Genomic DNA, 25,837 nt, shown 5'->3' with positions numbered 1-25,837 from the left:
TTGTGAAATTGACTCATTTTTCATTAATCTTTAGGTTGCCCCTCGGATAGCTGCAGATATTCAGTGGCTACATCAATCAACCTAAAAAAACAACACATAATGAAAAAAACAACTATTTCTTTGCTGACCATGCTATGGTTAAGCTTTACCTTTCAAGATGTTTTTGCTCTGGTCCCCAAGCAAAAAATATATCCAGGTGACTTGCAGAAAGCTGCTTTTTTTGGATGGAATTCTCTTCATTCAGGAAATTCACTGTTTGTGTCTGATCCGGAACATAAGACCACTAATGTTAGCAGGGGGTGTAATATTGGTTATGGAGCTATGCACATATACAAGCAAAACGGAGCTAACTGGACATTGAGTCAATCACTTTTGCCGGACTATAATACTTCTTTTGAAAATAAACTGGGAAGGAAATTTTCCTATAAAAATAATATCCTTGTTCTTTCTGCTGAAAGAGAAGATTATTCGGCTACTGTTACAAGATCAGGGGCATTTTATGTTTACTCCAGACCAAATGAAAGTTCCAATTTTACGAGGATCGCAAAAGTTTTTGCTCCTTCTCCTATAAACAGTGGAGAGTTTACCGGGGCTGGAGTAGCTACGAACGGAAGTAAAATAGTGGTTTATAATAGCGCACAGTCACTGCTTAATCTTTATAACGTTTCCGGTTCAAGTGTATCCTATGCAACTGCTTTAAATATTGGCAATGCTGCTGGAGAAATTCAGGGTATTACAGATAATAACATCGTTGTTATCCAGAATGGAAATGCTGTAAGACTTTTCAGAATTGATGGCAATTTGTTTACAGAGATAAATAGTTCTTCACTTATTCCAACAGGAACTCAGGTGTTGGCCGGACTTGCTTTTGTGAATGGCAATTCAATTGTATTTAGTGCAGCTACAAATTTTTCCTCAGGCACCAGCTCTGCATACATAAGAGTGGCAAAGCTAGGTTATAATGCAGTGGAAAGCGTTTCCGATATCAGGTTTCCATTAGGCTTAACTTATAGAATAGATACTTCTGCCGTAATTGACCAAAACCCATATATTGAGGATTTATATATAAAGGAAAATTCCTCAATAGCCATTTCTGTTTCTAAAGGTTACCAGGCGACAACGCGCACAAGGGTAGTTTTGCTGAACTATATTGATGGGCAATATAGACAAACAGATATACTGGAGTCCCCTTCTGAATATGATAATATAATGTCTTCATGGGGAAGTTCTGTAGCACTTTCTGGCTCTCAGATATTTATAGGAGACTTTACAGATCGTACCAATTTTGATTCAGGCACAACACCATGCGACAGAAAAAATGCATCCGGAGCGGTGTATGTGTATGATCTCAACGCTCCTGTTGTGAATGGATCAAACGGATCGAGAATATCTGCAAATGTATTCCCTGAATTAGGAGATGAAACAGGTTCTAAAGTTGCCATCCATGGCAATTATGCTTTGGTTAGTCATCCTGGATCAGATGACGCAGATGTTAATGCCGGTGCTGTTTCCTTGCTGAAAAAGATCAACGGTCAATGGTATTTTGAGAAAAAATTCTATAGTGCTATTTCTGACGTTAATGAATATTATGGTAGCAGTGTAGCCTTAAGCAGTAACTTTGCTGCTATAGGAGCCAAAGGAATTAATAACAACAAAGGTATTGTTCATACCTATCAAATTTTATCTTCTTCAGGAGTTAAGATTGAAGATGCGCCTTATATATTTGTTTCGGCTCCGGATGAAGTTGCTAATAATTATTTTGGAGATGTTGTGGCAACTGATGGAAACTATTTGGCTGTAAGCGCAACAGGAGATGATTCACAAGGAAGTGAAAGTGGTGCTGTATATATTTTTAACTGGAATGGTAGTTATTGGAACTTTATACAGAAAATTCTTCCTGCATCTTTTAGTTCTTATCAAGGCTTTGGAGCATCGCTTAGCCTTAAAGGTGATTATCTGGCAATAGGAGCTCAAGGGGACGATAATGCCAATGGAACTGACGCAGGGGCTGTCTATATATATAAATTAAATAGTGGGTCATTTTATTATTCACAAAAACTAATTCCTGCAAGCTTTGGCCTAAATCAGATTTTTGGACAATATGTTTCTATGGGTGCTGATTATCTTGCCGTTTCTCATAAAAAATTCTCTACCAATCAGAGTTATGTTACCATATTCAAAAGAACTAACCAAACCTGGGCTTCAGAGCAAGTATTAAATGAAAGTACGGCCGGGTTATCATTTGGAGATGATGTTGCTTTAGATGGCACACGTTTATTAGTAGGATCTCCGTTGGAGGGAAAAGTTTACCGCTATGAAAGATATAGCAATTGGACCAAGACAGGGGCATTTTCTGTTGGAGGAGTTGTAAACTATAATTCAATAGATGTAGCAATCAATGGTGACAATGTGATTTTGGGAGATGTTACCAATAATGGAACAGCAGGAGAAGCTTATATTATGTATTTCTATCAGATTGGTGGTGCTAGAGAAGGTGTTGAGGAGGAAAGTATCTTCTCTGAAATGCATCTATCAGCAGGAGTATATCCAAATCCAGTATCAGGAAATGTAATCTCTGTTTTCGGAATGGAAGATGTATATAAAGTAGAGGCTTATTCATCTTCAGGGATTTTCGCAGGCGAGCTTCCTTTAAAGAATGGACAAGTAGATATAACTTCATTGAAAACCGGATTATATATATTGAACATTCACAACCCGAATGGAATTAAAGTATTTAAGCTTTCTGTACAATAATAATTGAGTGTCAAAGCCTGGCAAGATTAACTGCCAGGCTATTTTTATACTATCTTTCCCCGTCTTAGTTAAAGAATAGTTGATCGCGGTGAATCAAGCAAAATTTACTAGATTGCTTCAGGAAAACAATCGACAACAATGAAAAGTCAAAAAACAGCATTGGTATTTGGTGCAACAGGACTTGTGGGGACTGAACTTGTTAAAGTTTTAAACAAGGATGATCGCTATAATGAAATAAAAATTTTCGGAAGACATTCTTCTGGTTTTGCAGATGGAAAAGTAAAGGAGATAATCACTGAGTTAAGCAATAAGTCTTTGTTGGTAACCGAAATGACAGGAGACGATATTTATTGCTGTCTTGGTACTACTATTAAAAAAGCGAGAACAAAAGAAGCATTTAGAAAAGTAGATCTAGGGTTTCCAAAGCTTATAGCTGAGGTGGCCTCTGCAAAGAACATTTCAAAGATGATAGTTATTTCTTCTATAGGTGCTAGTTCCCATACTTCCAATTTTTATTTAAAGACTAAAGGTGAAATGGAAGAAGCACTTAATGAAATTTTAAAAGACAAAGTTTATTTTTTACGTCCATCGTTTCTTCTCGGGAATAGAAGCGAATCGCGACCAGGAGAGCAAGCCGGAAAGTTTTTAATGAAACTGGTGGGTCCGTTATTTCGTGGTAAAATGAAAAAATACAGAGCTATAGAAGCTCATTCTGTAGCAGAAGCAATGGTTTATATCGCTAATATGAGCGGAGAAAAGCATGTGTTTGAGTCTGATGAGATCGTTGATCTTTTAAAAAAGCACAAAGCTTAAAGTTCAAAGTATGAAGATTTAAGGGTTATCTAAAAGGTTAATTGAATTTAAGATATTTATCTTTCAGTTGCTCTTGAAGGAAATGAAATCAATATAGAAATAATCATTTAATGTTGGATCAACGGCAAATAGTTCACCCGTCTTTTGATTCTCTATTATAACAATATCATGGTCTTTAAAAAATGGGGTACTGAAAAATTGATGAATATTTGTTTTAAATATATAAAGTTGAGCAATTTGTGGTCGGGCCTTCCAATTTTTATCCAGATTATATTTTTTCAAAAGGTAGTTACAGGTTGCGGCAAAGAAGGTGGAATAACCTACACAATGTGCTGCTTTAGTGTATATAAGTTTGTTGGGATCATTGGTCGTTGGGTTAACTGAATAATGCAAATGTTTTGCTGTAGTAGAAAGTCCAAGTTCTATTATGCTCTTAATATCAATTTTTTTCTTACCATCAACATTTGCTTCAATAGAGGATATAAGGTTTTTATCCCTTGGCAAGTAACTTTGCCTTTGTCCGATTGATTTGTAGGTAACAATATTTCTATAAAGCCAACCTCGGAAAAAGCATAAAATAGTCACTAATATTAAAATTGAAAGAAATAATCTTTTAAATTTCATTAGTAAAAAATTGAATAAAATGTGTTGACGTTTTTCCTTGTTTCAATTCATCTAATTGAGTATAACAATTTTTTATATTGGTTTATCGTTTTTTTCTGAAAATCTTAATTCAATGTCATTTGCATGATAGACTTACATTTTTTATTATTTTCTCAATTTTTGTAACTTCATTAATATCTATCTGCATGGTGTTTTTTATAAAGAGATTATTTTCTATCAATTCAATTTCTAAACCTTCTATTCCTTCGAGTTTTTCAATGATTTTATTTAGTTGGGAAGAACTTTCTGTTTTATTGATTGTAAAGGATTCGTAGTTAGTAAGTTTAATTTCATCGTCCTCCCTTATTAAATCCAAAAGCCTTTCAGTCGTTGTTTTTTCTCTTAAATAATAATGACCATAACTTTTATCTAGCTTTATCCAAACCATACATTGTGTCATATAAGAGAAAGATCTAGGTCCTGATGATACTGTTATAGTGGGGAAAAATAATATGCCAGAACAATATTCTATTTGAAACGGACTGAAATATGTCCATTCTTTATATTTGCTTAGAATTTTTGTGAGTCCAAGTATTTTTATTTGATCCTCAGTTAACATAACTTTTCGATATTGAGGATTATCTCTAAAATGATTTAGTGCTTTTTCTGTCTCTATTTCTTCTTCATTAAATAGCTTGTTAATATCAGTTTTAGCAGTCGAAATTAACTCAGGTTCAAGTTTAACCCACTGTTCAGCCTCTACTTCTTCTAAAGTGTATTTTGCTCCTGTTTCCGGATCAGTTATGTATTCATCTTTAAGGCCTTCTTCTAAATGTTGATGGTATTCCTTTGCTTCTTTAGAATTTTTCATAAATCCTCTTACAATAATAAATACTATAAATACAAGGAAAATAGATATTGATATTTCAAACATTACTAATCTGTTATTTAATTAAAGGTACAGAAAATAAATAACTCGCAATGGAACCATTTATTTTGCAACGAAGCAACTCCTTTTTCTGCATTGTGTTACGCACTTCAAAGAACAAGCTTTGTTCAACACTTGTTTATCTATTAGGATCATATGGTATGGAGTATAAAGATTATTATAAAATACTTGGTGTCTCCAAAACTGCTTCGCAGAATGAGATTAAGAAAGCCTTTAAAAAGCTGGCGGTGAAATATCATCCAGATAAAAATCCCGGAGATAAGGAAGCTGAAACTAAGTTCAAGGAAGCTAATGAAGCCAACAGTGTTCTTAGCGACCCTGAAAAAAGGAAACAGTACGATGAGATGGGAGATAACTGGAAGTATTATGAGCAAATGAAAAACCAAGGCGGAGGTGGTACTTATAATCCTTTCGGTGGAGGAGGTTCCTATGAATACAGCAGTTCAGGAGGCTTTGATGCGGAAAGTTTTGCTGATTTTTTTGAAAGTATATTCAGCCGTTCCGGAAGAAGCAAAGGAGGATACTCTACTGCAGGCCGATCTTACAAAGGAAATGATTTTCAGGCAGAACTTGAAATAACTTTGGAAGAAGCTTACAGAGGTACAGAAAGAATTGTAAATGTTAAAGATCAGCCTTTAAGGATAAAACTGAAACCTGGAATCGCTGATGAACAAATTATAAAGCTCAAAGAAAAAGGTGGCCAGGGCACAGGTGGAGGTAGACCTGGAGACCTGTATATTACTATAAGAGTCGTAAAGCATCATAAATATGAGCGCATAGGTGACAATCTTTACGTTGATGTTCCTGTTGATCTCTATACCTTGGTTTTGGGTGGGAAAGCAGAAGTAAATACTTTAAAAGGAATGATAAAGGTAGATATACCGAAAGGAACAGATAATGGTAAAGTGCTCAGATTGAAAAATCTAGGAATGCCGGTTTATAATGAATCCGGTAAGAATGGTGATCTATATGCAAAGGTACTTGTTCAGTTACCTAAAAATTTATCAGAAAAAGAGGAAGCTTTATTTAAACAGCTGGCCACTTTAAGAGAATATGCTAAAGTTTAACCGGGATTAAGCATTTTAAAAGAGTCAGTGTTAATCAGCTCATTAGACCTTATAATCAAGTGATGGATTATGATGATTAACAGGATTTTTCAATTGCTAATTCATTTTGAATTTGATTTATGGTATTTGAAATTCAATTATACAATTATGCTCCCTTTGAAGAGGAAGATAATTTAGACAGGATGGTAGCTTCTTTGCCTGAACCATCAGAGTATTTGAGTCATTTATGGAGAACTATAGGTCATGATGAGGATGACTTTGAAGAGGCCGTGTGCAGGGCTAAAATGATTCTTCAGTCGCTTCATATTCCTGAAGAACTTAATTTTAAAAAAATATTCAGAAGCTATGATGGTCATACGATACTTGCTGATTATAAAATATCTGAGCTAGGTAGTTATTTGATTCTGATGAACGGGAATCCTTCCCAGAAGATGACAGCAGGCTTTCAGTTGCATCTGATACAACGTTTTTTCAACGCCGGAAAGGAAAACTATATGTAAGTGTTTGATTGTTGTGATTACAAGAGGGAATTTAAAGTTTAGGTGGTTATGAAAAAGATTCTTTGTCCGGTAGATTTCTCTGATGTCTCTTATAGAGGAGTAAATTTTGCCAATGAAATGATTAAACTTACTGGTGGGTCGCTTATCTTAATTAATTTATATCACATTACTCCTATAGAGCCAGGTACTGCAAGCTATCTGTCAAGTGATATTGTTACAGAAGCTGAGGAAGAAGCAAGGCGAGGATTGCAGGATATCATCAATGGTTTATCCAAAGGTGACAATGTAATTTATGATTATGTCGTAAAATATGGAATTCCAGAAGATGAAATACCTTATTTTGCAAGAAGAGAAAATGTTGACATGATCGTAATGGGAACTGAAGGTGCAGAAGGTTTGAAAAAAATATTTATGGGTTCCGTAACTGCAACGGTTGCTGAAGAATCCGGATGTCCTGTATTAGTTGTACCATCCAATGTAGAATATCATCCTATTAAACAAATAGTTTATGCAACGGATCTAAAAGGAAATGAAACAGATGGTATTTCTTTTGTAATTGACCTTGCCCAGTTATTTGATGCGCAGATTTCTTTTTTCAGTATTCAGAAAAAACATAATTATAATGAGGAAGAAGAATTTATAAAATATGCTTTAGATAAATTGCTTTTCAATCAATCATATAAGAACATGAGTTTTGATCTGAATGAAGGTGATGATATTGAAGCCGGTATTAATTCTTATGCGAAACAGAAGAATGCTGATGTACTGGTGCTTGCTACACATGAAAGAAGTTTTCTCAAGAAAATATTTTCCCGCAGTCAGACAAAAGAAATTATATATAACCCACAATTACCTATACTGGCTGTGCATAAGGTGGAAGAACATGTATCAGCCAAATAGAACAACACACAAAGAACTTGATCTAACTTAATTTGTATCAAAACAAATATGAATTAAATATTTCCCTTAGAGCCAAAGCTGAATCCGATATTTGACTTATTGGCATTTTTCTTTGATGCTTTAAATGTAACATATAGATAATTTTCCTGGATGGTAATGGAAGGAAAATTGTCTACAATGTTATATTCCTTCGAAAGTTCTTCAATAACAGGTTCTACGTCTGTTATCGCAATTCCATTTGTGTCAAATTTTAATTCGATTCTTTTAGTAACGATCTGGATATTTTTCATAAATATAATTCCCTAGTGATATTAAAATTATAGCCTTTGGTAAAGTCAGTCTTTTATGTAATGATATAATTTTAATATAATTCTTATAATATTCAAATTGTTTTTTTCCTTATCTGAAGAATATATCCCTTTATTTTATCTGAAGAATAAAAACAAAAAGAGGAAAAAGCCTTTTATGTTGGAAGCATCGTGCATGAAAACGGAGGATATCAATGTTCCGGAGAATATTGCTTTCAATTACAAGGAAATTTGCCATTCTGGGGAAACTGATTTTTGAGGCTTACAAGGAGTGGGTTAAAGATAAAGGTACCAATCTTGCTACGGGTTTGGCTTTTTATCAATCTTTATCAATAGCTCCATTGGTGGCATTTGTATATCTCTTTTCTTTAAAGACATTTGGTCTGCAGAAAACAAAAGAGGTAATTCTTCCATTAATTGCCGATTTTTTTCCTCCCAATTTTATAGAAGTAATAAAGTTTTTGCTGACAAGAGAGAAGGGCTTTCCACCTTCTGATAAATCAACCTTTGCAGGGGTTACTATTATAACATTTATATTGGGGACGGTTAATTATTTTGCACAGCTCAAAGATTCCATAGAACTCATATGGGGAGATATCCGCGATCGATTTGGGGTTGTCGAAGCAATCAAAAGAAACTATGATGATCTTAAAACTACTGTGTCTTCATTACTTGTTATTACCGCCTTTGTAATAATAAATGGCATATTACCCCGTCCTTATTTAGGCCATTCCTTAGTGATTTCCCTTTATAAGGATTTTGGGATTGACTTATTGAAAGTTGCCATACAAATATTTTTTACATCTGTTCTTTATACTTTTTTTTTCAAATCCATGCCTCCCCATTCAGTGAGTATAAGGGAAGCTCTTCCTGCTGGAATTCTTGGAGGAGTATTGCAGGAAATAGGGAGAGAAATTATGATTGTAATCGTAGGAAAAGAAACAGATACCAGTATCACTGCATCTTTATTAGCGTTTCAACTTTGGTTCTTTTACAGCAATTGTGTGCTTATGTATTCGGCTGAATTTTCTAAAGTATACGTGTTTTATAAAAGAAATACCACATTGAAAAATATAAAATCTTTTTACCCTAAAAATGAGTGAGAAGAAGAAACATAGCGGCCAAAAGCTGAAGTTCCCGGAGGATATTATAGCGGCAGCTACGGGAGGGATTGCGGCCCTTCCTGATGGGATGGCTACCGGAGCAATGGCAGGTGTAAATCCGGTACATGGTTTATATGCAGCAATTATTGGTCCCTTCGTAGGTGCCTGGACTACAGGCTCGGTATATATGGCAATATCCACAACCGGTGCCCTGGCTCTTGCTGTCAGAGGTTCATTGAACAGCTTTGAGGAAAATGATAAACTTTCTGCTTTAATTCTGATTACGGTACTCGCCGGAATAATCCAGTTTCTGATGGGAGTCTTTAAACTGGGTTTCCTAATGAGGTTTGTATCAAACTCTGTCATGAGAGGATTTTTAAGTGCTGTTGCGATATCTATTGTTCTTAGTCAGTTTGCAGATGTCTTTGGTTATTATAAAAGTGAGCATAGTAATAAAATATTACAGACTCTGGATATCGCCTTACACTATAAAGATTTTAACCTGGCAGCAATGGGAGTAGCAGGGCTGACAATAGTACTGGTACTTTTTCTTGATAGAACCAAACTGAAGAACTTTTCAATGTTTTTTTCTTTGATAGTAGTATCATTGCTTTGCTATGCGATGAAATTTCCATCTCTCAAGCTTGTTGGGAATGAAAATCAAATACCAAACGAATTGCCGAAGTTTGTTATACCAGAGTATGGAAATATTGCCGATTTAATAATTCCCTCTTTAGCCATAGCATTGATTGGATTTATTCAAGGAGCAGGAGTGAGTCATTTGAAAACAAATCCTGATGGGAAATATCCGGATGAGAATAAGGATCTTAGGGGAGAGGGGCTTGCAAATATTGCTTCAGGAATATGTACGGGAATCCCTATATGTGGGTCAGTTGGTCAAACGTCCTTAATGATATCTGCAGGAGCTTATTCAAGATGGGCTAATTTTATATCAGCTATCATCATTGCGATAAGCGTATTCACAATGGGCAAATTCATTGAGCAAATACCAATGGCAACTCTTGGAGGAATTCTTATTATTTCAGGATTCTCTTCTATTAAATGGGATGACATTGCCACTATATGGGATACGAGTATTCAGGCAAGGTGCATGATGGGATTTTCTTTTATTGCAACCCTCGTTTTACCTGTTCAGTTTGCCATGGTGGGTTCTGTGGTCCTTACATTTATTCTGCAGATAGTGAGGTCCTCTAATAGAGTAACCTTAAATTCTTTGGTGTTATCTGAAGATGGTTTTCTGAAGGAAATACCTTCTCCTAAAGAAGTTAAAAGTAATGATGTTATTGTGCTCAATCCTTCCGGAAGCCTTTTTTTTGCCGGAGCCTATGTCTTGGAAGATCTTTTACCATCGGCAGACAATGCTCAAAATTCTGTAGTGATAATAGTTTTGAGAGGAAGAAAAGAAGTCGGAAGTACATTTATTTCTGTTATCAGAAAATATCAGAAACACCTGAAAGAACATAAATGTATATTAAAATTGGTAGGTGTAGACAAAGGTGTTCATGAACAGCTTGACAGGACAGACCTTGAAGAAGATATAGGAAGAGAGAATATTTATAGGTTTGATTCTGAAATCGGAAAAAGTTTGATTCAGGCTCGGAATGACGGATATAATTGGATAAAGAGCAACAATAGCTTTTAAACATTATAATATAAAGACATACCTGTATTTTATAAAAGGAATACCGCTCAGAAATATAAAATCTTTTTACCCTAAAAATGAGTGAGAAGAAGAGACATAGTGGCAAAAAACTGAAGTTCCCCCAGGATATGATAGCGGCAGCTATCGGAAGCATTGCGGCACTGCCTGAAGGTATGGCTCTTGGTGCTATGGCTGGTATGAATCCTATTCATGGTTTGTATGCATCTATCATTGGTCCTTTTATTGGATCATGGACTACTAGTTCTGTATACATGGTTGTGTCTACCACCGGGGCACTTGCTTTGGCAACAAGGGGTGCATTGCATGGCATCAGTGAGGATGAGAAGATATCTGTGTTGGTGTTGATTACCGTACTTGCAGGTCTTATCCAGATTCTTATGGGTATGTTTAAACTTGGTTTTCTAATGAGGTTTGTTTCAAACTCTGTGATGAGAGGCTTTTTGAGTGCTGTAGCTATAACTATTGTTCTTAGTCAGTTTGCAGATATATTCGGGTATTATGAAAGTAAGCATAGTAATAAAGTACTGAAGGCACTGGATGTTATTTTACATTACAAAGAATTTAATCTATATGCAATAGGCATAGCAATGCTGACAATCATTCTTATTCTCTATCTGGAAAAAACTAAACTCAAAAATTTTTCTATGTTTTTTTCTTTAACAGTAGCGACACTTACAACTTTTTTTATAAAAATATCAACCCTCAAACTTGTAGGGAATGACAATAAAATCCCTGATGAGTTGCCTACATTTGTATTACCTCAATATGAAAATATTCCAGATGTTTTTATATCATCTTTAGCCATTGCTCTAATAGGATTCATACAAAGTGCAGGTGTGAGTCATATGAGACCAAACCCCAGCGGAAAATATCCGGACACAAATAAAGACTTGAGAGGTGAAGGTCTTGCTAACGTAGTTTCAGGTTTTTTTACAGGCATACCGGTTTGTGGGTCAGTAAGTCATACCTCTGTCTTGACTTCAGCTGGAGCCTATTCCAGATGGGCAAGTTTCATATCAGCTATTATGATTGGAATACTTGTATTCACAATGAGTGGATTCATTGAGCAATTGCCAATGGCAGCCTTAGGAGGCATTTTGATCATTTCAGGGTTTTCATCCCTCAACCGGGAAGGGATTTTTACAATATGGGAAACAAGCATTCAAGCCCGATGTATTATGGGGTTTACTTTTATAGCTACACTTGCAGTACCTATTCAGTTTGCCGTGCTCGGTTCAGTGGTTCTTACTTTTATCTTGCAAATAGTGGAGGCTTCTAACAGGGTTAAGTTAAAAGCAGTGATAGTGGCAGATGATGGTTTTCTGAAAGAAATACCTCCTCCAACGGAAATTAAAAGCAATGAAGTAATCATGCTCCATCCATCAGGTAGCCTCTTTTTTGCAGGAGCATATGTGCTGAAAGACCTTCTTCCGAATGCGGATAACGCAGAACATTCTGTAGTAATTATAGGACTTCGCGGCAGAAAAGAGATTGGAAGTACATTTGTTACCGTTATTAAAGAATATCTGGAACACCTCAAAGAACATAAATGCATTTTAAAATTGGTGGGAGTGGGACAGTTAGTCTACCATCAGCTTGACAGAACAGATTTGTTGGAAGAGATTGGAAAAGAAAATGTCTATCGTTTTGATTCTGAATTGGGAAGACCATTAATGCATGCCCGCAAAGATGGATATCAGTGGATTAAAGAGCAGCAGTAACTTTTAAACATATATTTTTACCGGAGGTTTGTATCATTGGTTACAACAGATGCATACCTATGAAAGATATTACTATTCGTCCAGATAAATCTGATATAGTTAATGAAGCACCACACCCATGTATGGTTTGGATACCAGGTGGAAAATTTAGGATGGGTTCGGATACGCATTACCCAGAGGAAAGCCCTGCTCATGAAGTGCAGGTAGAAGGGTTCTGGATGGATAAATTCAATGTTACCAATCAGGAATTTGAAAGATTTGTACAAGAGACTTCCTATGTTACCATAGCGGAGAGGCCTCTAAATGCTGAAGACTATCCGGGTGCTGATCCTGCTATGCTTCTTCCCGGTTCCCTTGTTTTTCAAAAACCATCTAAAAGAGTTGATCTGAATAATTATATGAATTGGTGGGCATTTATTCACGGTGCAAACTGGAGACATCCTGAAGGCCCAGGAAGTGATCTGAAAGAAAGATGGGAACATCCTGTAACACATGTAGCATGGGAAGATGTGGAAGCTTATGCAAAATGGATAGGTAAAGAACTTCCTACGGAAGCGGAATGGGAGTTTGCATCGAGAGGTGGACACGAAGGTAAAGTTTTTGAGTGGGGAGATGAGATGACTCCAAACAAAAAGATGATGGCTAATTTCTGGCAGGGAGAATTCCCTTGGCAGAACTTTAACTTGGACGGGTATGAAGGAACTTCTCCTGTAGGAGTATACCCAGCAAATGGTTATGGTTTGCACGATATGTGCGGCAATGTTTGGGAATGGACCCAAGACTGGTATGTCTCAAGACATAAGGCAGATAAATCAAAAGCATGTTGCATTCCATCTAATCCTCGGGGAGGAGAAAGAGACGCAAGTTTTGATCCTCACCAGCCTGATATAAAAATACCCCGAAAGGTTCTTAAAGGAGGAAGTCATCTCTGTGCCCCGAATTACTGTTTCCGTTTCAGGCCAGCTGCCCGCTCTCCTCAAATGATTGATTCAGGATCCTGCCATATAGGGTTCAGATGCATTGTAAGAGTTTTAAGTAATAAGTTATAAGTTTTAAGAAAAAGGTTTACCCTAAATCAACATGAATGTAGTGTTTAGAAGGGCTTCTGTATTGCTTCTTTCGGTAACAACAGCAATTTTATTTTCCTCTGTTAATTATGTAAAAAGCATTGACCCTCTTCCTTCATGGAAAGAGGGGATGAATAAAAAAGCAATCCTTGAATTTGTGGAGAAGGTCACGAGGGAAGGGAGCAATGACTATATTGAGTCTGAAAAACGTATAGCAGTATTCGATAATGATGGAACTTTATGGCCGGAACAGCCTTTGATAGAGGGGGTGTTCTTACTTAAGACTATCAAAGCAATGATTGCTAAAGATCCTTCCTTGAAAACAAAAGAACCATTTAAAGCTGTAGTCGAAAAAGATACTGCCTTCTTTGAAATGAATAACCACAAAGGAGTTATGGAGTTGGCATTAGCTGCATATGGCAATAGAACCGAAGGAACATTTGAAAAAGACATTGCAACCTTTTTGAATAATGAAAAACATCCCAGATTCAATGTCCCATTTACTTCACTAGGATATCAACCTATGCTGGAACTTTTGGCTTTCTTAAGAGATAAAGGGTTTGAGACATGGATCTGCTCCGGAGGTAATGCAGAATTTATCAGAGCTTTTTCAGATGATATTTATGGAATACCTGTGCAGCAGGTAATTGGTAGTACATTGAAACTGGAGTTTAAAAGAGTTGACGGAAAACACGCATTATGGAGAGATACTATAATGCAGAGTTTTAATGATAAAGAAGAAAAGCCTGTCAATATAAGCTATCATATAGGAAAGATCCCCGTGTTTGTTGCAGGTAATGAAAAGTCAGGAGGAGATATTGCTATGCTTACTTATTCAGATGAAAGAAAAGGACCTTCATTTCAACTTTTAATCAACCACAATGATGCAGTAAGAGAATTCAGCTATCAGGAAAAAGACAATGTTTCTCTCCAGGCAGCCGCTGCCAATGGCTGGAATGTGATAAGTATTAAAGATGATTGGAAAACAGTTTTTAAAAATAAGTAATCCTGAATATTTTTATTATTACAGGTAAAATGGATTCGTATATTAATACACCCATTCCTTCTGATGAAATGAATTAAGTTTTAGTGAAGCTTCTTTGAAAGTATATCTTTTGGTATAAATAAGTTCTCCATGTCTGTCAAACCGGAAATGTTCGCTTTCACTTACGGAAAGATCTAAAAAAATGGAGGAGTTACTGCTTACAATGGTCCAGATTTTTCCAAAAGTAAATTCATCAAAATAAAGGTAAACCTTGGCTTCTGTCTCTGCCTGACTATCATTTTTAATAAATTCCCCTTTTATAACCGGATTTTTAACCGATCTTATCTGAATATAATAAGGCTTTGTTAAATCGGTATGATTTCCATAGAATTCTAGAATTCCGAGGTCTGAAGCATCATTGTTAATCATAAGATAATTTTCTTTGTGACTTTTGAGCTCCATTAACATTTTAGCCATAATTGAAAGTTTTAGAAGGTTAATTGCCTCTTTTACTTGAATTTACAATTTAACGTTGCAATATTCTAATTTATTATAGTATTTTTCAATACCGTAAATAGGTATTTTTATAAATAATACAATTTTTTAGAATAAAAATCCTAATTGGAGGTTGAAGTAGCTCTTGTCTGTACTTAAACCATAGGTTCCGGTAAAGGCTAATCGGTTATGGATCTGAAGGTAAAGTCCAGGCCCATATCCGTAGTGTAGTTCGTGTGACTTTTCGTTATCAGCCCATACACGGCCATAGTCGAAGAATAATATCAATCCGATTTTACCCGGGAAGAGGTAAAAGTTGACATCAGCTAATTTTATCCTGGCTTCAGTGTTTTGGTAGAAACTTGACCGTCCATAGTACCTGGTTCTTCTGTATCCCCTCAAGTTTGTAGTACCGCCCAGGGTATTGGACTGGAAGAATTTAAACGAGCCAAGATTAGTTCCTCCCCCGATTCTTGTGGCGAAAGTTGTAAACTTCATGAATTTGGGTGTGTAGAAAAATGAAATATCAGGGGCTATGTTTACAAACTGCTGTGTCTTGCTTATTTCTTTATAATAAGTGATCTGAGTATTGAATCTGATACCTTTTTTAGGAAAGATATTATTGTCAAGGGTATTGAACTGATAGAATATTTTCACTCCAAGGTAATTGTTCCTGTCAAAATCAGCAGGTGTAGTTTCTGCCTGAGGAGTGGAAATAAATCGACCAGGTGTATCTTCAATTTCTACATATTGAAATTGAGGACCTATTCCCAAGATCATTTTGGTATTTAAATTCTTATAAAAGAGAGGTGCAAACCTGAAATTATGTGCTTTTACTCTGTAGTAATCTATAGAGGTGTCTGATGCGATCTGGGTTTCATTGCCCATTCCAAAATAATTGAGCGCATATTTGGGACCGAATACTAATGCATCCAGCATCAGGTTCCACTTTCCTGCTACTTTCTTAAAATCTCCGAAATAGTTGATTGAAAAAGCCTGTGTGCGGGTCGAATAGTTGATGGTTCCTGAGTGGTATGATGCATATGGATACTTACGGAATCCGAACGATTTTCTTAATACACCTATCCCCAAAAATATTCCGTCATCAACGTTGTATTGAAGTGAGGGTCTGATTGTGGTAAGATTGTAATCATAATCAGATCTATCGTATGCAGATGATTTCGTATTTTCTGCATCTGCCCTCATGAAGATGATTTTGGTATTATTCATTAACTGGTTCCCCAAGTTTCCCGTGACATATGAGTATTGATTAAAGAAAGTTGCTTCATTGATGCTGTCATTAAGCTCCCTCACATTTTCGTCTTTTATAACCCGGACTTGAGAGTGCCTGCTGTGTCTTCCAGTGATATTGTATACATCATCTCCGCCTAATCCATATAGTCTTATTTCCCTGGTTTCTTTTCCGAATACCAATCTGTGAAATATAGTGTCGGAGTCACTGTTTAGTACTGTAACTTCTGTATTATGACCATCCAGTCTGTTGACGATAAAAGTTTCCTTTTTTGATGAGCCTACTACATCTATATCTTTTGCCAATAGTTTATAGTATTTTAGTGCTGCCTTACCAAGCTTATCCCTGCGTGATTTTAACTTTGCAGTAATCTCACTTCCGTGGAGAGGATAAATATTTTCAGGCATATGTTTAACAGCTTCTTCTATAATTTGATCGGTTAATTCAGTTTTAAGACTATCAGCTATATCAAGCCAGTCTTGTTTTGTCAGTGATGCGAGCAATGGCCTGTCCAGGGATTTTGCGCTCATGTTGAGCCCTACAATATCATTGTATTTATAAGTGAAATTTTCATTGTTACGAATAGCCCATTTCTGGCTGGCAATAAAAGGGATTACTCCATCGGCTTTATAAAACACATGGTCTCTATCTCTGGGAATAGGTTTGAATAATGTTCCTTTGCCATAATCATAAGTTGCCCATCTCCACTGATCGTCATGTCTTCCCCAATCACCAATGAGCATATCAAAAAGTCTGGTTCTGGCAAATAATCGATAGTCAACAATGTTATCATTGTCCTTGAATTTTTTCTCGAACATTTTCCTTGTGCTTACTACATTCTTTGAATTTCCTGAACTGGCAAGGTGAGACATGTCTTCATCAGGTCGTTCTTCAATAAAGGCAAGCATGTTTGCAAAGGTGGGGGCAAATTTTCCTAATGAAGAATCATAGGGAATATAGATAAGCCTGGGTGTTGTATAAAAAACTTTTGCAGCTCTCGCAAGTGGTGGAATCACCAATTGGCCATAAGGGTTTTCTGAAGAGGCCTGATCTTGCAGGATTTTTGCAATCACAGTTTTCTGAAATTCATCTTCAAGAACACGTGTTGGAGTTTTGTTGATGGATCTGATTACATATTGTCGACCAATAGAATCTTTGAGGTGCAGGTTGGTTGTCTGTCTGCTGCCGCCTTGCTTTATCGGAGTAAGGCCTCCAAATGCAGTGTCTGCTTTGAATACCTTTACCTGAATAGGTGTCGTCCACTCTTTTCTGTAGTGAGTACCGAGAAGTATTCTTTTTACAAATCCTGCTTTATAATTTTTGTTAGGAATAGTTGTAATCAGAATTCCTTTTGGCTGTTGGTTCTCTTGTGCAATGCCTTGGTGTACCCCGAAAAACCAAAGCAACAATGTTATATAATAAAAATATTTATATATCAATTTCACGTTGTCGAAGAGAAGATTATAATGTTTAAACAGGGGGTTCAGGGAAATGTTAAAAAAATGTTAACTCCAAAAGATAGAGTTGATTAGGTTTTATCTTTGAATAATTTTTCATTTTTGCATAGTATGCTCATTTTCTGAATCATGCAAAATTCCAATAATCTATTATCTTTATTAAAATTTTAATTTTTATTAATATATTTTCTATGAAAAAACTTTTATCTAAACAATTAGCATCCATAATGCTTGTTGGCTGTCTTTTTTTTAATCTTGACGCGGCCGCCCAGACATTTAAATTCCCGACTTCCGGGAGCACTACTATTACCACCTGCTCAGGTCATTTGTATGACGATGGTGGGGCTGATGGAAATTATACTCCCGACTCTGAAGGTATAGTGACGATACTTCCTGAAAATGGCAAGGTTGTTAAACTTACACTAAATGATTACAATGCTTATTTTTCTGAGCTTGAAATTTATTTCGGTGATAATACAAGCGCAAAGTCGATGACTTTTGAAAGCTTTCTGGTGCCAAGCTCCGGGCCTTATGATGTGTTCTATGGATCACCTGTAAATGGTGCCATTACTTTAAGATTTAAAACAGGATATGAAGCATCTGGTCTGGATTTTACAATTGAATGTATAGATGAATATCCCTCTTATGATTTTTATCTTAGCGATGGATCAGGAATGATTTCAGATACTGTGCCGAAGGGAGTAAATCTTGGAACAGAATCATCTCCTCAAAATGCATCAGAAACTCCTACCGGTCCTTTTAAAATGAGCTATTTTATTTCAAAGGATAAAGTGCTTGATGCAAATGATCAAAAGGTTTATGAAGATGTTTACACTTCTATCTATAAAGGAACATTTACATATATCAATGAAGGAATTTTACAAATTCCATTAGAGGTTCCTGTAGGGAAGTATTATTTTTTCACAGTAATGGATTATGATAATCTATTCCCTGAGTCAGATGAAACTAATAACTTTTCCTTAGATAGTATTTATGTTGTAGAGCCTGCTATCTCTGCGTCAATAGAAGACTGGGAGTTGGCCCCGGAAGCTAATAATGCAGATAATAAGTTTAGTTTTGAATTTAAAGTTGAATCTGACGGAGAGTTACAAACTATTCCAAGTATTGACTTTGTAGTAAAAGCAGGTACTACAAAAGACATTAAAAATGCCTCTGTACAACTAGACGCAGGAACATTCACTGATGTAGATAGCTATATGTATGATCCATATGTAGGGTCATTTATTCCTTCTGAACATGGTTTTACTCAAAATGGAACATACTATATTTTCCTTCAGTTAGACCCAAAAGGGGAGCTATCTCTGGAGGGCGAGAGTATTTTAATAGATTCCTTTAAAGTTGATAATAGCATAGCAAAAACATTATTGCTACCAGTAACCGGTAATACAGTTATTCATGCATGTAACGGGCTGGTTTATGATAACGGAGGTCCTGATGCTATCTATGAAGTGCCTACTGATGGAAGTATGACAATTTATCCTGGCAGTCCTGATAAACTTGTTGTAATTACTTTAAACAATGTGAGCCTTGGTATCTTTGATGATTTAAAGATTTATGATGGTGATGGAGGATCTTCTTCAAAACTTCTGGAAGAGATTACTGATGATTTTACTGAAGAGGATAAAAAGACATTTACTGCATCCGGGCCTGGTAAGCCATTGACCATTGAATTAAATTCTACTAGCTCATTTTCGTTTATGAATAATGGATTTGAAGCTGAAATTTCTTGCCCTGCAATTGCTTCAACAAGAAATAGGCTTGCTGAAGAGCTTACAATTGGTCCTAATCCTGCAAGTTCTTTCCTTCAGATTAATATGCCTCAAGGTGTAAGTCAATTTACAGGAAAGGTTTATTCTAATGATGGAAAATTGATGAGAGCATTTTCTAATGAATCAATTTTGGACCTTGCTGATTTTGGATCTGGAAATTATTTATTATTGTTAACGTTGCCTGACGGTGCTGTTGAGACAAGAAAATTTATAAAGAGATAGATTAGAGATTCTCTTTATAAAATTTATATAATCCAATTTTATACAAAGCTGCTATGCCAATAGCAGCTTTTTTTATTGGTAAAATTCATTTTTTGATGGTATATAACTTGAAATTAATAGCTTGAAAAAGTTATCCACATCTTTGAATTTAATTATCTCTTCAGGCTTCATTTTTTTCCCTATTTAAGTCTCTGAGTAAACAGAAATCCTACTTTAAAGCAATAATGGTATTTATATTGGAAAAAATATAATTTTGTAAAGTGGCGTAATCTTGTAAATTTGTCATTATGAAAGTGATTACAATTGCACTAAGAACAATAAAAGCTTCAGCAGGTGGTTTGTTTTTCATTTCGATATTCCCTATTCTATTCCTCAATCCTGCATTCGGTCAGCATCCAATTGAATCCAATCAGGAGCTAAAGCTAGAAGCCGAAAGACTCTGGTCTTCTATCAACATTGGCCAGTTAAAAAATGAAATAGCTGAAGAGGCTAAGGTTAGTAAATCTGATGTTAATCTTTTCTTTCGATACCTCGAACCGGAGTGGGACAAAGACAAGGTTTTCTTTTTTAGAAAAGTTATAGCTGGAGAAATTAATAGCTCAAATTTTACTCATTACCTCAAAGACTTAAAGTCACGCTATGTTTCATTGTATGCCTCATTTGCTTTAGTGAAAATTGACTTTGCAAAAGAAATTGCTGCTATTGAAAATCATGTAATGGATGCTACCGGCAAATGTGTTAACATGGATTTCGAGGATGGAAATTTTAATGGCTGGAAAGGCCAGGTGCAGAGTAGGGGTGGTATTAATGGTACAGATCCTATTATCACCAATCCAGGATTTGGCCAGCATTGTATCATGACAAAAACACAAAGGGATCCTTATATACCCAATCTTTCTGTGGTAGCACCTGGTGGAAATTATTCGGTACGACTTGGTAATACAGAAGCCGGTGGGCATATAGCCAAAATGACACAATCATTTACAGTTGATTCGAGCAATTCCATTCTTACTTATCGATATGCTGTTGTGCTTGAGTCGCCGGAAAATGATCTAAGACACCAGGGGATGGCCAGCCCACATTTTCAGACGAAACTTTATGACAAGGATGGTAATGAAATAACCTGTGGCGATTATACTGTATCTGTTTTAGGTTCAAATCTTTCCTCTTACACCCATATCTGCTCAAGTGGAAATTCTGAATTAGTGCAAATTACAGCGAATTCAGGATGTGGTAATACAAAGGCAGCTCCGGCAAATTCTATTTCAAACCCTAATGCCAATAATGAATGTGATAATAACAGAATGGATTTGTATTACAGAAACTGGACTACTGTTGCTATTGCTTTAAAAGATTATATCGGGCAGACTGTTACTGTTGAATTCATAGCTTCAGATTGCCAGCCAAGTGGTCATTTAGGTTATGCTTACATAGATACAGAATGTAGTTCTTTGACAACTCCTCAGAGTTTAACCATATGTTCTTTCAAAGAGACAAAAATCCTTACCGGTCCTGCAGGTTTTAAATCTTATGAATGGGGCCCCGCTGGCAGTTTTCAGGGGTCAGCTACCAATCAGTCTATTACTATTGATAGAGCTGGTGTGTATACCTTGAAACTTACTACTGTTTCAGATAATCCTTGTGTTGTCAATTTGACTTATACAGTAAAAGATAAATGTACTCCCAGGGCCTATAAGGATAGTTTATGTGAAACAGTGAAAGGATCAGGTAAGGCTGAAGGTGTTGATCTGAGTTTCTATAATAGTAAAGTCACTGAAGCAGGAGCATGGGGGACAGTCCAGTCCTGGCATACCCAAAAGCCAACATTGGCAAATAGCTATTTGATGTCTGCAGTGACAGGTATTACCATTTCTGATGGTGATGTTTATTATGCAGTCACAGCTTTACCAACCAGAAAAGATACTGTTTCTATCACATTCACTGTTAACAGTCTTCCTGATATTACATTCCCTGATATAAATCCTGTTTGTGTGGGAAGTCCCGCCTTTAAAATTCCAGGTGTTTTGCCTGCAGGTGCAGGTGGCGTATTTTCTGGAACAGGTATAAATGCTGCAGGTACATTTACACCTAATACCGTCGGTAGTTTTGATTTGAAATATACATTCACCGACAAAAATTCTTGTAAATTTTCTGTGACTAAACCTATCATAGTCGAACCTAAGCCTACAGCGGAAGCAGGACCTCCTCAGGTTTTGTGTGAAAATGCATCAACCATTAATTTAAGCGGTTCCGTTACCAATGCTACCGGTGGATCATGGAAAGGTGGGGCAGGTGGAGGGTTTAGTCCTGTTGGGCTGATTTCTTCATATTCCGTAACCAATGCAGACAGAAATGCCGGTTCTGTTCTATTTACCTTAACTAGCTCAACAGGTATTTGTCCTCCTGCTACTGATCAGGTTCTTATTACTTTTGAAAAAATGCCAGTCGCTAATGCAGGAAGTCCTCAAAGCTTTTGTGAAAATACACCTTCTGTAACCCTCAGCGGAAAAGTTACCAATGTTCTTTCCGGAATATGGGAAGGAGGCATTGGTACTTTCCAGCCAGACAGAAATACGCTGAATGCTACTTATATTCCTCATGCATCAGAAATAAGTGCAGGTACTGTAACGCTAAAGCTTAAGACTAAAGGCCAGGATAAATGTCCGCTAAGTGAATCTGATGTAACTTTTACATACGAAAAACTTCCAACAGTAGATGCTGGAATCGGGAGTTTGATATGCGAAACTGCTTCCAATATCAAGCTAAGCGGAAATTATACCAATGCAACTGGAATAATATGGTCGGGTGGAAGTCAACATATTGATGATCGTACAAAAACTGATGCTGTTTATACAATTTCTTCTAAAGACAAAACCTTTGACAGTCTTCCGATACTAATAACAAGTACCGGAAATACATTATGTCCTCCCGCAAAAGATACGGTCATTTATCATTTTGAAAGGCTACCTGAAGTAAATGCAGGTACTGGAAACACTTTATGTGAAAGTAATCCTGTTATCAAACTTTCCGGGACGTCTTCCCATAGTCCTGGAGTAATCTGGGAAGGAGGTACACCAAGCGGATTTGTTTCACCATTAAGCCTTACTACAGATTATGTACCAACAGCGACGGAAATCAATGATGGTGCTATTGCTTTTATATTAAGCAGTACTGGAACTAAAGTTTGCCCTCAATCACAAAGCATTGTGGTTTATAATTTTGAAAAAGTACCTGAAATCAATGCAGGTCAGGATATCAGTATATGTGCAAATAACATTACTATCCCACTTAAGGCAAGCGTTAAAAATGCCACTGGCGGAATCTGGAATGGAGGAAAAGGTTCTTATGATCCTTCTGTTAAAAATCTTGAAATAGCTTATCAGCCTACAAAAGAAGAAATTGAATCCGGTAAAATTAAGCTGGCGATTTCATCTGAAGGTTCCAAAGTTTGTCCGCCCGTGACAGATACAGTTCAGATTTCAATTACTCCTGAACCTATTGTGAATGCTGGCCCAAATGATACCATCTGTATAGGTTTGCCTCAAGTTCAGTTAAGTGGAGTTTCTTCTACAGGCAGTGCTATATGGTCTGGTGAAGGTACTTTTGGTGCAGGTGCTTCTTCGCTGGAATATACACCTACAGATAAAGAATTAGCATCAGGAATTGCTATCCTGATATTAACCTCCGACCAAAATGGTAATTGCCTTCCTGTATCTGATACTCTGGAAATTAAAATTGAACCACTACCTTCAGTCGATCTGGGGAAGGATTTGGTTGGCTGTGATGGAAGTGCATTGTCTATCACTGCTGTTAATACTATGAAACTTAAATATATTTGGGAAGAATCTGGTATTCTGCTTCCGGATACCTCAGGTACAATATCTGTTTCTGTTAAAGATGGGAAAGTAACTTATGTGGTCAAAGGAAAAGACAGACTTGGTTGTGATGCAACAGACAGCATTAATGTTATAGGAATTCCTGAACCTAAAGTAAGTCTTGCTGATACTTCAGTGTGCTTAGGTAGTGTTTTAGTGCTTGATTCAAAACCTTTAAATATAGTTAATAATGTTGCTCTTAATCCTTTATTTACGTGGTACAAAGACGGGGTTAATATAAATGATAATAATAGTCCTCTGTTATCTGTGTCTGAGCCAGGTCTATATTCCGTAACTGCAAGTCTTGGAGCTTGTTCTGGCACTGCTCAGGCTTTGGTTAATATAAATCCTTTGCCTATAGGTGCCTTGCCGGATAAGATCAAACATTGTTTTGAAACCGGAAAAGACTTGGAGCTGAATGCAGGCATGGGGAAATCTTATTTATGGGATCCTTCTGGAGAAACAACACAGAAGATACTAGTGACCATGCCTGGTACTTATAGTGTGGAGATTACGAATGAGTTCAATTGTCTAGGAATGGATAAAGTTGAAGTAGATGCAGTTTGCCCTCCAAGACTTTTTATATCAAATTCATTTAGTCCTAACGCAGATGCTGTCAACGATTTGTATGATGTATTCGGGGCACATATAGGCAAATTCCGAATGCTGATATTCAACAGATGGGGAGAGGTGATATTTGAGAGCAACGACAGGTATGTATTCTGGGATGGGATATATAAAGGAGAACCAATGGTAGAAGGCGTATATCCCTGGACAATCATTTATGAAGGGGATTCAGAAGAATACAAAGGTCCTTATACAATGACAGGTAGTGTAACAGTAGTCAGATAATAGTTTATGAGTAAATTTGTTTTAATCATATTTGCAGGAATACTGTTGTTGTCATGTGCACCAGAAAGGTACAGAAAGGATAAGGCCAATCGCTTAACCGACAAAGCAGATCTCGCAAGTGATTTTCATGCCAAGCAGGCAGTAAATTTTACTCAAAGGAATATTGATCGTAAGGATAAAACAGAGCGAAAAACAAATAAAAGAAAGGAGAAAATTCAGGATCAGCTCAATGAACTGAATGCTCCTAAGAAGGTTGCCAAAACAACCAGAAGACATACAGGTAGATTTAATCTGTATTAAAATATGAAGTACAGTAGGTGTTTAAATAAGGTTTTATGGATGCTTATCCTGTTTTCAGGTATAAGATTTTCCTATGCCCAGGATATTCAGTTTTCCCAATTTTATGCAAATGTCTTATACCTAAACCCTGCCTTTGCCGGAAGTGCTCACAGCGTAAGAGCTATAGCACATCAGAGGTTGCAGTGGCCAGGTCTGGAAGCCAGATATACCACCTCATGTGTTTCAATTGATAACTTTTTTAACAGAACTGGTGGAGGTGTAGGTCTTATGTTTTTGAAGGACTGGCAGGGGACGAAAAGGATCAGTTCAACTGAAATCCGCATGCAATATGCGCAAGAGATTAACCTGTCTCCCAAACTTTCTGCACGTGCAGGTGCTGAGATAAATTACATTAACAGATATCTTAATTATTCCTATTTAACATTTCCCGACCAGTTCAATGATGACGGGTTTACTAATACTCTAACAAAAGAACCTTTCGGAGCTACTCAAAAGGGTTTTTTTGATATTGGAGTCGGAACTATGCTGTATTCCGAATATTTTTGGGTAGGTTTTTCTGCCCATCATGTAAATACTCCTAATCAGTCTTTTTACGGAAACGGATCTGATTTGCCTGCAAAGTTTGCCCTGATAGGTGGGTATAAGTTTATGCTTGAGAAAGGAAAAACCAAGGGAGATGCACCTTCTGATAAAGATGTATATATTACCCCCACTATACATTACAAGTCGCAAGGAAAATCCGATCAGTTGGATCTTGGTGTATATGGGTTATATCATAGGTTACTTGTTGGTGGCTGGTACAGAGGAATTCCTTTATTAAAACATTATAGAGCTGGCATCCAGAACAATGAATCTGTTGTGCTGCTGATAGGTTACAAAGTACATCCTATAAGCATTTCATATAGCTATGACTGCACGGTTTCTGACCTCACAAGAGCCGGAACAAGAGGTGCTCATGAGCTCAATATCACATACGTGTACCATTGGCCCCCAAAAAGAAGAAAGCCATATAGAAAGCTTCCTTGCCCTACCTTTAAAGGGTCGTAAAATCTATTGAAACACATTTTTTAGAATTAAAAAGGTAGGTTTTTGAGTAGGTTTTTACTATCAGACATCGAATATATACTTTCAGAGATTTGT

General features: G+C 36.5%; 19 protein-coding genes. 14 read left to right on the top strand and 5 right to left on the bottom strand.

Going from position 1 to position 25,837, the window contains the following annotated elements:
* The first annotated feature begins 99 nt into the window (after positions 1-99).
* Complete coding sequence (locus tag K350_RS0111035; protein WP_156027001.1) at positions 100-2,754, top strand: T9SS type A sorting domain-containing protein; 2,655 nt, start codon at positions 100-102, stop codon at positions 2,752-2,754.
* A 138-nt stretch (positions 2,755-2,892) separates the two neighbouring features.
* Positions 2,893-3,567 carry an NAD(P)H-binding protein gene (locus K350_RS0111030; protein ID WP_028979968.1) on the top strand — a complete coding sequence of 225 codons (675 nt, stop codon included), beginning with the start codon at positions 2,893-2,895 and terminating at the stop codon, positions 3,565-3,567.
* A 63-nt stretch (positions 3,568-3,630) separates the two neighbouring features.
* Here K350_RS0111030 and K350_RS0111025 read toward each other — a convergent pair whose 3' ends face one another.
* Both K350_RS0111025 and K350_RS0111020 read right to left on the bottom strand, forming a co-directional pair.
* Entirely contained in the window at positions 3,631-4,191 is a 561-nt protein-coding gene (locus tag K350_RS0111025; protein ID WP_028979967.1) for a hypothetical protein, read from the bottom strand.
* Positions 4,192-4,306: 115 nt separating this feature from the next.
* Positions 4,307-5,104: a hypothetical protein gene (locus K350_RS0111020; RefSeq protein WP_028979966.1), complete on the bottom strand. Its 798-nt coding sequence runs from the start codon at positions 5,102-5,104 to the stop codon at positions 4,307-4,309.
* 47 nt (positions 5,105-5,151) lie between these two features.
* On the opposite strand from K350_RS0111020, the gene K350_RS0111015 reads away from it, so the two are divergent.
* The 3 genes from K350_RS0111015 to K350_RS0111005 all read left to right on the top strand — a co-directional run bounded on the left by K350_RS0111015 (position 5,152) and on the right by K350_RS0111005 (position 7,586).
* Positions 5,152-6,186, top strand: coding sequence for a DnaJ C-terminal domain-containing protein (locus K350_RS0111015; protein ID WP_281169227.1), 1,035 nt, complete (start codon positions 5,152-5,154; stop codon positions 6,184-6,186).
* A 119-nt stretch (positions 6,187-6,305) separates the two neighbouring features.
* Positions 6,306-6,686, top strand: a complete 381-nt coding sequence (locus tag K350_RS0111010) for a hypothetical protein (protein WP_028979964.1) — start codon at positions 6,306-6,308, stop codon at positions 6,684-6,686.
* Between the two features lie 48 nt (positions 6,687-6,734).
* Entirely contained in the window at positions 6,735-7,586 is an 852-nt protein-coding gene (locus tag K350_RS0111005) for a universal stress protein (RefSeq protein ID WP_028979963.1), read from the top strand.
* A gap of 53 nt (positions 7,587-7,639) precedes the next feature.
* Here the strand turns inward: K350_RS0111005 and K350_RS0111000 are convergent, their stop codons facing one another.
* The gene (locus K350_RS0111000; protein ID WP_028979962.1) at positions 7,640-7,876 is read right to left on the bottom strand and encodes a hypothetical protein; all 237 of its coding nucleotides are present in this window, start codon (positions 7,874-7,876) and stop codon (positions 7,640-7,642) included.
* Between the two features lie 212 nt (positions 7,877-8,088).
* On the opposite strand from K350_RS0111000, the gene K350_RS0110995 reads away from it, so the two are divergent.
* From K350_RS0110995 to K350_RS0110975, 5 genes are all read left to right on the top strand, one after another.
* Positions 8,089-8,997 (top strand): YihY/virulence factor BrkB family protein, encoded by a 909-nt coding sequence (locus K350_RS0110995; RefSeq protein WP_028979961.1) that lies wholly within the window; start codon positions 8,089-8,091, stop codon positions 8,995-8,997.
* A complete protein-coding gene (locus K350_RS0110990) occupies positions 8,990-10,660 on the top strand; it encodes a SulP family inorganic anion transporter (protein ID WP_028979960.1) in 1,671 nt (556 codons plus the stop codon). The genes K350_RS0110995 and K350_RS0110990 overlap by 8 nt, the downstream gene beginning before the upstream one ends.
* Before the next feature lie 77 nt (positions 10,661-10,737).
* Positions 10,738-12,402, top strand: coding sequence for a SulP family inorganic anion transporter (locus K350_RS0110985; RefSeq protein WP_028979959.1), 1,665 nt, complete (start codon positions 10,738-10,740; stop codon positions 12,400-12,402).
* 59 nt (positions 12,403-12,461) lie between these two features.
* Positions 12,462-13,451, top strand: coding sequence for a formylglycine-generating enzyme family protein (locus tag K350_RS0110980; protein WP_037575257.1), 990 nt, complete (start codon positions 12,462-12,464; stop codon positions 13,449-13,451).
* Positions 13,452-13,482: 31 nt separating this feature from the next.
* Positions 13,483-14,475 carry an HAD family hydrolase gene (locus K350_RS0110975; RefSeq protein ID WP_081670963.1) on the top strand — a complete coding sequence of 331 codons (993 nt, stop codon included), beginning with the start codon at positions 13,483-13,485 and terminating at the stop codon, positions 14,473-14,475.
* Positions 14,476-14,517: 42 nt separating this feature from the next.
* On the opposite strand, the gene K350_RS0110970 is transcribed toward K350_RS0110975, so the two are convergent.
* Both K350_RS0110970 and K350_RS28320 read right to left on the bottom strand, forming a co-directional pair.
* Positions 14,518-14,931, bottom strand: a complete 414-nt coding sequence (locus K350_RS0110970; RefSeq protein ID WP_028979956.1) for a hypothetical protein — start codon at positions 14,929-14,931, stop codon at positions 14,518-14,520.
* 126 nt (positions 14,932-15,057) lie between these two features.
* Entirely contained in the window at positions 15,058-17,646 is a 2,589-nt protein-coding gene (locus K350_RS28320; RefSeq protein ID WP_156027000.1) for a BamA/TamA family outer membrane protein, read from the bottom strand.
* A gap of 203 nt (positions 17,647-17,849) precedes the next feature.
* Here K350_RS28320 and K350_RS0110960 point away from each other — a divergent pair, with 203 nt between their 5' ends.
* The 4 genes from K350_RS0110960 to K350_RS0110945 all read left to right on the top strand — a co-directional run bounded on the left by K350_RS0110960 (position 17,850) and on the right by K350_RS0110945 (position 25,744).
* Positions 17,850-19,670: a T9SS type A sorting domain-containing protein gene (locus tag K350_RS0110960; protein WP_028979955.1), complete on the top strand. Its 1,821-nt coding sequence runs from the start codon at positions 17,850-17,852 to the stop codon at positions 19,668-19,670.
* Positions 19,671-19,957: 287 nt separating this feature from the next.
* A complete protein-coding gene (locus K350_RS0110955; protein WP_028979954.1) occupies positions 19,958-24,397 on the top strand; it encodes a T9SS C-terminal target domain-containing protein in 4,440 nt (1,479 codons plus the stop codon).
* 6 nt (positions 24,398-24,403) lie between these two features.
* Entirely contained in the window at positions 24,404-24,697 is a 294-nt protein-coding gene (locus K350_RS0110950; RefSeq protein WP_156026999.1) for a hypothetical protein, read from the top strand.
* Between the two features lie 3 nt (positions 24,698-24,700).
* Positions 24,701-25,744: a PorP/SprF family type IX secretion system membrane protein gene (locus K350_RS0110945; RefSeq protein WP_028979952.1), complete on the top strand. Its 1,044-nt coding sequence runs from the start codon at positions 24,701-24,703 to the stop codon at positions 25,742-25,744.
* Positions 25,745-25,837: the final 93 nt, after the last annotated feature.

The organism is Sporocytophaga myxococcoides DSM 11118 (genome assembly GCF_000426725.1).
Classification (GTDB): domain Bacteria; phylum Bacteroidota; class Bacteroidia; order Cytophagales; family Cytophagaceae; genus Sporocytophaga; species Sporocytophaga myxococcoides.
Note: the sequence above shows the minus strand (reverse complement) of the source record. Positions and strands in the feature narration are given on the sequence as shown.